A 10,338-nucleotide genomic window follows, 5' to 3' on the forward strand; every position below is an offset into this window, starting at 1 on the left:
GCAATTTATATTAAAAAGGATTTTACCAGTATTAATGATTTCTTTTCTTCTCAACGCTTGCAAAAAAGAACAAGAAATAACACCGATTTCAGATGAAGTTGAAACTCTATTTACCCTACTAAATTCAGAAGAAACAGGTATCGATTTTTTCAATGAGGTTAAAAACCAAAAGAACTTTAACATATTTAAATATCGCAATTTTTATAACGGTGGTGGGGTTGCTATGGGAGATATCAATAATGATGGTTTAGCAGATATCTACCTAACTGGTAATATGATTGCTAACAAATTGTACTTGAATAAAGGGAATTTAGAATTTGAAGATATTTCTAAAAGTGCGGGTGTCGAGGGTGACAAACCCTGGTCCACAGGGGTTGTGATGGCAGATATCAATACTGATGGATTACTTGATATCTACGTTAGTAATGCAGGCAACATGAAAGGAAATAACCATGATAATGATCTATATATCAACAATGGAGATTTAACTTTCACAGAAAATGCAGCAGAATATAATCTCGATAAAACTGGCTTCTCAACACATGCTTCCTTTTTTGATTATGATAAAGACGGCGATCTAGATGTTTATATTTTAAATAATAGCAATATTCCTGTGAGTAGTTTAGGTTATGCAGAACAAAGAGATAAGCGAGCTCAAGATTGGGGAAATGTGCCCAAAATATTTCGAGGTGTTGGAGATATGTTGCTCAGAAATGATAATGGGAAATTTGTAGATGTTAGTGAAGAAGCAGGGATATATGGAAGTTTGATTGGCTTTGGTTTAGGCGTTATGGTTACAGATATCAATGGAGATTTATATCCAGATATTTATGTGTCTAATGATTTTTATGAACGCGATTATTTGTATATAAACAATCAAGATGGCACCTTTAAAGAAGAGATTCAAAAATGGACTTCTCACCTTAGTCTTTCTGCTATGGGCGTTGATATAGCAGATATCAATAACGATGGGAATGCAGACATATTTATTACAGATATGTTACCAGAGGCAGATCAACGGGTAAAATCTATAATGGAATTTGAAAATTATAACATATTTAAATTAAAACAAAGCAAAGGTTTTTCACAGCAATACATACAGAATACACTTCAGTTAAATAATGGAAATAATACCTTTTCTGAAATTGCTTATTTTAGTGGCGTTGCTAAAACAGATTGGAGTTGGGCAGGTTTGCTTTTTGACATGGATAATGACGGTTACAGAGATATTTTTGTCACCAATGGTATAAATCACGATTTAACAGACTTAGACTTTGTAGATTTTTTTGCTAATGAAATCATTCAAAAAATGGCATTAACAGGAAAAAAACAAGCTATTGATTCTATTATCAGTAAAATGCCTGTAAAACCACAACCTAATTATGCCTATAAAAACAATGGAGACCTTACTTTTAAAAATGCCAATAAAGAATGGGGTTTTGAAATTCCGAGTTTATCCAACGGAGTGGCTTATGGTGATTTAGATAATGACGGCGATTTAGATTTGGTGATCAATAATGTGAATATGAAGCCCTTTGTGTATCAAAACAATACCGACTCTTTGACAAACAACACCTATTTAAAAATAAAATTAGAAGGAGAAAAAAAGAACAAATTTGCCATTGGGAGTACTGTGAAAATCTATTATGACAACAAAGTGTATGTACAAGAGCAAATACCATCTAGAGGATTTCAATCCTCTATGGATTATGTGATGACGATAGGTTTAGGCAGCACAAAAATCATTGACTCCTTACGGGTTATTTGGCCAGATGATAAAACACAGAAATTAACTAAAATTAAAACAAACGCTACACTAACTCTGCAGCAATTCAAAGCAACTGAAACTCAAAAGCCTTATCAATTCAAAAAAAATAAAACCTTACTAACAGAAATCACAGAAAATAAATTTGATGAGCACAAGGAAAACAGTTATTCAGATTTTGATCATGAAGGATTGATTGCTAAAATGATATCGCAAGAAGGACCAGCATTAGCTGTTGGTGATGTTAATGATGATGGAAATGAAGACTTTTATATTGGTGGCGCCAAAAACCAAGCTGGGGTATTGTACCTAAATTTTGGAAATGGCAAAATAAAAAAATCAGACCAAAAAGCTTTTTTAAACGATGATTTTTATGAAGATACGACCGCTTCTTTTTTTGACGCCAATGGGGATGGCAGCCTTGATTTGTTTATAGGAACAGGGGGTAATGAAAATAGCGAACAAATAAACTATACAGTAAGATTATACTTTAATAATGGAAAAGGTGATTTTGAACTTTCAAAACAAAACTTCCCCTCTCTTAGAAAAAATATAGCGGTAGTTGCTCCGTATGATTTTGATAATGACGGGGATATTGATGTTTTTGTGGGGGCTAGATCTGTAGTAGGAGCTTATGGAATAAATCCTTCACATCAATTCTTAGAAAATAATGGCGATGGAACTTTTGAAGACACAACTGAAAAAGTGGCTTATGAACTAAAAGACGCAGGAATGATTACCGATGCCATTTGGGTGGATATTGATAAGGACTCAATACGAGATTTAATTATAACATCGGAATGGGATACGCCTAAAATTTATAAAAATAACGGGCGAAGACTCATCAAACAATCTTCTTCTTTAGATGAATTACACGGCATGTGGAACGTAGTTGAAGCAGCTGATTTCGACAAAGATGGAGACATTGACTTTATTTTTGGAAACCAAGGGAACAATACAGCTCATAAAACATCTGAGGAAAACCCTATCAAAATGTGGATGAATGATTTTGATAACAATGGGACTATTGAACAAATCACAACTAACCATCAGGAAGGAAAAGACTATCCAATTCATATGAAAAAAGAACTAACAAGGCAATTGGTTTCTTTAAAAAAACAAAATTTAAAAGCTTCTGTATATGCCAAAAAGTCGATTGATGAATTATTTGAAAAGGAGAAAGTAGAGAACTCCATTATGAAAAAAAATAATATTTCAGAAACTATAATAGCAGTTAATGAAGGCAAGGGTAACTTTACTGTAAAAAAATTACCAAGTAGGGTCCAGTTTTCATGTGTTTGCGGGATCATTTGTGCCGATATAAATAAAGATGGAAATTTAGACCTTATAATGGCTGGAAATAACTTCGAATTTAAACCTCAATACTCTCGTTTAGATGCCAATTATGGATCCGTTTTATTGGGCGATGGAAAATTAGGGTTTACTTGGCAAGATTACAATACGTCAGGTTTTGTAGTTAAAAACGAAGTAAAACACTTAAAAACCATCAGGGACAAAGATGGGAAAACCTATGTAATTAGTGCAATTAACAATCAGGCACCAAAACTATTCTCTATCAATGACTAATAATAAATATATCATACTATGTTTAGCGGTTTTATTTATAAGTTGTGACAATGATTTGTTATTTAAAACCACCTCTTCTAAGGTCACAGGACTAGCCTTTAGCAATACCATTAGTGAGTCTGACGAACTGAATATTCTAGATTATCTATACTATTACAATGGAGGCGGTGTTGCTTTAGGTGATATTAATAATGATGGGATGTTAGATATTTTCCTTTCAGGGAATCAAGTTAAAAACAAACTTTTTATAAACAAAGGAAACTTAAATTTTGAAGAGATTACCCAAAAAGCAGGTGTTGAAGGGAATAGCTCATGGAATACAGGTGCGGTAATGGGAGATGTAAATGGTGACGGTCTTCTAGATATTTATGTCTGTGCAGTGGTGGGTATTAATGGTTTTTATGGTCATAATGAATTGTATATTAACAATGGAGATGAAACATTTACAGAATCTGCTCAAAAATATAAGTTAGACTTTGGTTCTTATAGTTCATCTGCTGCATTTTTAGATTATGATCTTGATGGAGACTTAGACATCTATCTTCTTAACCATGCAATTCATACGCAAGAATCATTTGGGAAAGTGGATTTAAGAAACAAACGCAATGATCAGACTGGTGATAAATTACTTAGAAATGATGGTGGAACCTTTTCAGATGTAAGCGAAACTGCAGGAATTTTCGGAGGTATAAATGGCTATGGTTTAGCTGTTACCGTAAGCGATTTTAATCAGGATGGATATCCAGATATGTATGTAGGTAACGATTTTCATGAGGATGATTATTACTATATAAATAATGGAGATGGCACATTTACCAATCAATTAAAAAAATATTTCGGACATACCTCTCGTTTTTCTATGGGCAATGATGCCGCTGATATCAATCATGATGGGTTGCCAGATATTATTTCTTTAGATATGTTAGCAGAAGATGAAGACGTTTTAAAGAGATCTCAAGGAGATGAAAATATCCAAATTCAAAAAATGAAGATCGAGAAATATGGATATCATTATCAGTATAGTAGAAACATGCTCTATATAAATCAACAGAATTCAGGATATTTAGAAACTGCGTTACTAAGCGGTATCGCAGCTACAGATTGGAGCTGGAGTGGTTTATTTGCAGATTATAATCAAGATGGAGAACAAGATCTCTTTATCTCTAACGGGATTCCGAAGCGACCCAACGATTTGGATTATATCAACTTTGTTTCTAGTGATCAAATTCAGAAAAAAATAAACAATACAAAATTAGTAGATCAAAAAGCATTGCAAATGATGCCCTCTGGAAAAGCACAAAATTATATTTTTAAAGGAAGTAAAAATCTAACTTTTGAAGATAAATCTAGTACTTGGTTAGACGATGAAAAAGGAATTTCAGGTGCTATAGCTATAGGAGATTTAGACAATGATGGCGATATGGATTTGGTGGCAAATAACATTAATGAAGAGGTATCCGTATATGTAAATCAAACTGATGAAAACGCAAGTTATCTTCAGCTAGAATTCAAATATCCTAAACCTAATACGTTTGGTATTGGCACTAAAGTTTATGCCTATTATCAAGGAACCTTACAATACAAAGAATTATACACTGTAAGAGGTTTCCAAGCCTCGTCCGAACCGATGGTCCATTTTGGTTTTGGTGATATTTCAAAAATAGATTCTTTAAAAATTATTTGGCCTAATAAAACTGAGCAAGTTATAAATGATATAGCCTTAAATCAAAGATTAGTGGTTAGTCCAGAAGATACAAAGCCTTTTAAGTACACCTCTTTAGTCTCAAAAACAAGAGCATTGTTTAAAAAAGTAGATGACAATTTAGGTATCAATTTTACACATGAAGAAGATAATTACATAGATTTTAATCGACAAAAATTAATTCCTTACCAAGTATCGGATCGAGGGCCAGCGACTGCTATAGGAGATTTGAATAACGACGGGAAAAAAGACGTGTATTTTGGTGGTTCCAAATTTGAATCGTCAAGGATTTTTATGCAAACAGATAGTATGTTTGTAGAAAGAGAAATAAAAGCCCTTGCCAAAGATAACAGAAATGAGGACGTTGTTGCGCTTATTGCAGATTTTGATAACGATGCAAAAAATGACTTGATTATTGGTACAGGAGGCGCAGATTTTTATAATAAAAGCACTCCTTTATTAGACACCTATTACACTCAAATTGATACTGGTTTTATAAAACAAGAACTTCCAAAATACTTTGAAAATGCATCAGTTATAAAAGAAAATGATTATGATAGTGATGGAGATTTAGATGTTTTTATTGGAAACAATGTTGTTTCTAACGACTTTGGTAAAATTCCTAATTCATATATTTTAAAAAATGAGAGCGGTAAGTTTTCAATTTTAAGAAATCAACCGTTCCAAAATATAGGGATGATTACAGATGCCATTTGGGAAGATTATGATGCAGATGGTTTTACAGACTTAATTCTTGTAGGAGAATGGATGTCGCCTAAATTTTTTAAAAACACCAATGGTAGTTTCATCGAAGAAAAACTCACAGATTCTAAATTAAATGGACTGTGGCAACAAATTATCCCTTTTGATATCGATAAAGACGGCGATACAGATTATCTGCTGGGAAACTGGGGAACAAATACTAAATTTAAAGCATCCAAAGACTATCCATTAAAAATGTATTACGCAGATTTTGATGGAAATGGAAGTACAGAAACTATTGTATGCAACTATAAAAACGGTGATTATTACCCGGTATTAGGGTTGAACGAATTAGCGAGTCAGATCGTCAGTTTAAAAAAGAAATTTACAACCTATAAAAGTTTTGCAGGAAAACCGATTGAAGATATTTTTGAGAAATCTGTTTTACAAAATGCGATCGTTTTAGAGGTACATACCTTGGCCTCTGGATATTTAAAAAATGAAAATAATATTTTTGAGTTTATACCCTTTAAAAATGAATTACAAGTTTCGCCTATTTCAACCTTTTTAAAATATGATTTTAATGGAGATGAAAATCAAGAGGTATTAGCCGCTGGAAATTATTTCGGCATCATTCCATTTCACGGAAGATTTGATTCATTTCCCGGCGCATTAATTTATAACGAAACTCACATTGATTTAGGGAACACTATTGGGTTAGATTTCAGTCAAAAAGCGATTAAAGATTTAAATATTATCACTTTAAAAGGAGCATCATATTTATTAACAACCAGTAATAATAATAGTGCGCAAGTATATAAATTAATAAAATAGAAGATGGTAAAAAAGACGTGTAAATCCTCTTTAGTGTTACTTATGATTTTATTTTTTGTGTCCTCTTGTAAGGAGACATCAGAACCTATCATAGTCACCACTAAAGATTTTCATACATCTGTAGATAAGGTAATGGAAGTGATGGTTCATGATATCTTTTCGCCTCCTGTGGCAAGTAGGGTTTTTGTATATCCAAATATTGCTGCTTACGAAATTATAGCACAAAAAGACACACTTTACCACTCTTTAAAAAAACAGATAAAACATTTAAAAGAGATTCCAAAAGCAGATCCACAAAAATTAGTAAACTATCCACTTGCAGCACTCATTGCGCACATAAATTTAAGCAAGCAATTAATTTTCTCTGAAGACAAAATCGAAAAGCACAGAGATAGTTTATACAGCGTATGGGAAGCTAAAAACCCAAGAGAATTTAAAGATTCTAAGGAATACGGCTTAGCAGTCTCTACATTTATTACAAGTTGGATGGGAGCTGATAATTACGCTCAAACTAGGACGATGTCTAAGTTTAGGGTAAATTCTGAAAATGAATCTAGATGGCAGCCCACTCCACCCTCTTATATGGACGGCTTAGAACCTCATTGGGATAAAATGCGTCCTTTTGTCTTAGATTCTGCTGCCCAATTTAAACCTATCCCTCCACCCGAATTTTCTATGGATAAAAGTTCTATATTTTATAAAGAACTAAAGGAAGTTTATGATATTAGCAATAGAATATCCCAAAAAGGAGATCAATCAGAAGAAATAGCCATTGCACAATTTTGGGATTGCAATCCTTACGTTACTGTAACTAGAGGGCACTTAATGTTCGCCGTTAAAAAAATAACACCTGGTGCGCATTGGATAGGAATCACAAAGATCGCATCTAAAAAAAGTGGCGCAGATTTTAACAAAACTATTTTTGCTTATACCAAAACATCTATCGCTATTGCTGATGCGTTTATCAGTTGTTGGGATGAAAAATACAGGTCTAATTTAGTAAGGCCAGAAACACTAATCAAGACGTATTTTGATGATGAATGGAAGCCTATTTTACAAACACCTCCTTTTCCAGAATATACCAGTGGACATTCTGTAGCCTCTGGTGCTGCATCTACCGTTTTAACTTCAATTTTTGGAAATAATTTTTATTTTGATGACGATACAGAGCTTACTTTTGGATTACCAATACGGTCTTTCGCTTCCTTTGAAGCTGCAGCAGATGAAGCTACCATAAGCAGGATGTATGGTGGTATACATTTTAGATCTTCTGTAGAAATTGGTTTAGACCAAGGTAAAAAGATAGGAAAATTGGTAACTGAAAACCTTATAATGGCCCATGAGTAAAATTGCGAAGAAAATAGTTGTAATAGGGGGTCTCTTGATAGCAGGATTTTTAATCTGGTATCTATTTTTAAAACCTTATGATTATTTAGTCACTTTTAAAGTGAATACGACTGCTGGTACTATCAATCAATCCTTAAAACAATGGAATTTAGGTTTAGAGGGTTCAAATACCGTTCAGCAAGAAAACTTAAATAGTCTAATCCAGAAAATCAATATAAATGACACTGTATATCTTTATAATTGGCGAATAAGCTCTGTAAACGATTCTGTTTCTAAAGTGAAAGTTTATGTAAGCACTAAAGAAAACAGCTTTCAAAATAAAGTGTCTATCCTGTTTTTTAATACAGATTTTGAAAAAGTTACACGAAAGACAATCACTGATTTTATGGACAGATTAAATGCCCATCTGAAAGAAATTAAAGTATCGGTTGTTGGAGAAAGCACGACGCCATCCACCTACTGCGCTTATGTTTCTATAAAAGACTTACAGAGGAATAAAGCAAAAGGAATGATGCGGAATTATTCATTTTTAAGTTCAATTTTAGCTAATGAAGGTATAAAAATAAATGGCACTCCTTTTATTGAAGTGACCAACTGGAATATCGAAAATGACAGTATCGCTTACAATTTTTGTTTTCCTATTATCAAAAGTGACTCTTTACCAGAACATAAGAATCTAAAATACAAGCAGTATAATGGTGTAAAGGCCATTAAGGCTATTTATAATGGAAATTATATAACTTCAGATAGAGCTTGGTATGCTTTGCTAGAAGAGGCAAAACAACAAGAAATGGAAATACATAAAACACCTGTAGAATTTTTTTATAACAACCCCAATTATGGTGGGAATGAATTAAGTTGGAAAGCAGAAATTTTTATGCCAGTTAAATTGAAATAGTTTTGAAAAAATTAATCTTATTTATTGCAGCATCAGTCTGCATTGTAGCGTGTAAAAATTAGCAAGAGATGAAAAAAGAAAACAAGGTAAAAAATTCAATTGACATTTCTAGAGCTTGGTGGAAGGAAGGGGTTTTATACCAAATATATCCTCAGAGTTTCAAAGATTCTGATGGCGATGGTTTTGGTGATTTCAAAGGTGTCATCGAAAAATTGGATTATTTAGAAAGCTTGGGTATTACCATGGTATGGATGAATCCTTTTTTTGAGTCTCCAATGGTAGATAATGGGTATGATGTAAGCGATTATAGAGCGATCCAACCAAGGTATGGTAGCATGGAAGATTTCCAGAATATGCTGGAGGGTATGCACAAGCGAGGAATTAAACTTGTCTTGGATGTTGTAGTCAACCACAGTAGCAATGAGCACGACTGGTTTAAACAATCTCGAAGTTCAAGAGATAATCCTTATAGAGATTATTACCATTGGTGGCCAGCAGAAAAGGGAGAGCCACCATTTCGTCACAGTTTATTTGATCCAGAAGGAGCTTGGACATACGATGAGCAGACCAACGCCTATTATTTACATTATTTCGCAGCAGCACAACCTGATTTAAATTGGGAAAACTCTAAAGTCCGTTATGAAGTGTATGACATTATGAAATTTTGGGCAGAAAAGGGAGTTGATGGGTTTAGAATGGATGCTTTTCAATATGCAAGTAAAGACACTAACTTCCCAGAATGGCCAAAAGGACACGAAGAAGAGTACGACAAATGGTATGGAATGAATCCCCCTTTACATGGTTACCTCAACGAAATGTACAATGAAGTTATTAGTAAATATGATATTTTTGCTGTAGCAGAAGGAGCAGGAACCACATTGCAAGACGCACATGATATTGTAGATAGAGATCGCAACGAACTCCAAATGGCCTATCATTTTGATTATGTAGGTTCAGACCAACTTAAATTAACTGACTTTAAAGCCATATTTACCAAATGGGATACTTCTTTTGCCGAGGAAGGCTGGCTTTCTATTTTCCTTTCCAATCATGATAATTCACGATTAGTTAATCGATTTGGAAACTCAAGTCCAGAATACAGGGCAGTTTCAGCTCAAATGCTAAATACCTTTATATTAAGCATGAGAGGCACACCTTATACCTATTTTGGAGATGAATTGGGCATGGCGAATATAGATATGCCAAGTATCGAAGAATACGTTGATGTATGTGCTCTGGGTGATTATAAAAGAGCGGTTAAGGAGGGTAAAGATTTAGGGGAGTTTATGAAAAATCTCAATTTTTATTCTAGAGAAAACTCACGGACACCAATGCAATGGAACGATTCAAAAAATGCTGGATTTACAACGACAACCCCTTGGAAGAAAGTAAATCCAGATTATAAAGACATCAATGTTGCTAAACAGGATAAAGATCCCAATAGTGTGCTCAATCATTTTAGAAAAATGGTTAAACTTCGAAATGAAAACAAGGTTTTAGTCT

5 protein-coding genes are annotated in these 10,338 nt (G+C 33.6%); all 5 read left to right on the forward strand.

The features are described 5' to 3' along the window. The first annotated feature begins 7 nt into the window (after positions 1 to 7). Complete coding sequence (locus CXF67_RS02545) at positions 8 to 3,352, forward strand: VCBS repeat-containing protein (RefSeq protein WP_102087323.1); 3,345 nt, start codon at positions 8 to 10, stop codon at positions 3,350 to 3,352. Next, positions 3,345 to 6,590, forward strand: coding sequence for a VCBS repeat-containing protein (locus CXF67_RS02550; protein WP_102087319.1), 3,246 nt, complete (start codon positions 3,345 to 3,347; stop codon positions 6,588 to 6,590). Before CXF67_RS02545 ends, CXF67_RS02550 begins: the two co-directional genes overlap by 8 nt. A gap of 3 nt (positions 6,591 to 6,593) precedes the next feature. Continuing rightward, the gene (locus CXF67_RS02555) at positions 6,594 to 7,937 is read left to right on the forward strand and encodes a vanadium-dependent haloperoxidase (protein WP_102087320.1); all 1,344 of its coding nucleotides are present in this window, start codon (positions 6,594 to 6,596) and stop codon (positions 7,935 to 7,937) included. Beyond that, on the forward strand, positions 7,930 to 8,835 hold the full coding sequence (locus CXF67_RS02560; RefSeq protein WP_102087321.1) for a GyrI-like domain-containing protein: 906 nt from the start codon (positions 7,930 to 7,932) through the stop codon (positions 8,833 to 8,835). Before CXF67_RS02555 ends, CXF67_RS02560 begins: the two co-directional genes overlap by 8 nt. 68 nt (positions 8,836 to 8,903) lie before the next feature. After that, positions 8,904 to 10,338, forward strand: a 1,435-nt coding sequence (locus CXF67_RS02565) for an alpha-glucosidase (RefSeq protein ID WP_102087322.1), incomplete at its 3' end; no start/stop codon positions are given.

Origin of the sequence: Psychroflexus sp. MES1-P1E (assembly GCF_002836055.1) — a bacterium.
GTDB lineage: Bacteria > Bacteroidota > Bacteroidia > Flavobacteriales > Flavobacteriaceae > Psychroflexus.